2 protein-coding genes are annotated in these 505 nt (G+C 33.9%); both read right to left on the bottom strand.

Features of this window, described 5'->3' with window-relative positions; genetic code table 11:
- Positions 1 to 200, bottom strand: a 200-nt coding sequence (locus ABCO64_RS10880) for a hypothetical protein (protein ID WP_343089497.1), incomplete at its 3' end; no start/stop codon positions are given.
- Positions 197 to 505 (bottom strand): energy-coupling factor transporter transmembrane component T family protein (locus ABCO64_RS10875; RefSeq protein ID WP_343089496.1); only part of this gene is annotated, 309 nt, incomplete at its 5' end. The genes ABCO64_RS10875 and ABCO64_RS10880, both read right to left, overlap by 4 nt.

The following is a 505-nucleotide window of genomic DNA, read 5'->3' as shown; positions in this document are numbered from 1 at the left end:
ATATTAACAACATAAAAACTTTCATACTTTTGAATATCACCGAATGAATAGTTAGAATATGCCAATAATTTATCAATCATTACCCTTTTATCTCTAGTGATTGATTCATCTTTATCTCTTAAAAAGACAGGGTCACTTAGGCTTTTACCTAAGGTCACACTGTCTAATTGATTGATTGCGTTTAAAAGTGTTTTGATCATACCATCACCCTAATTAAAATGCTTGAGAGGATAAATAGATTCGCAAAAATAATCCCGGCAGTATCAATGCTTTGCCATGAAAGTTCATGGAGTTTTGTACGTGGATTTCCAGGGATAAAGCTTCTTGCTTCCATCGCATCTGCTAACTCTTCACTACGTTTAAATGAAATGATAAACATAGGAACCAATAAAGAAACAATTTGCATGACTTTGTCTTTTAGTTTCCCTTCTTGAAAGTCAACCCCACGTGAAGCTTGAGCCAACATAATTTTATTCGCTTCATCTAAAAGGGTAGGAATATATCG

It is taken from the genome of Methanocalculus natronophilus (assembly GCF_038751955.1).
Taxonomy (GTDB): Archaea; Halobacteriota; Methanomicrobia; order Methanomicrobiales; family Methanocorpusculaceae; genus Methanocalculus; species Methanocalculus natronophilus.
This window is presented reverse-complemented; position numbering and strand designations above follow the sequence as displayed.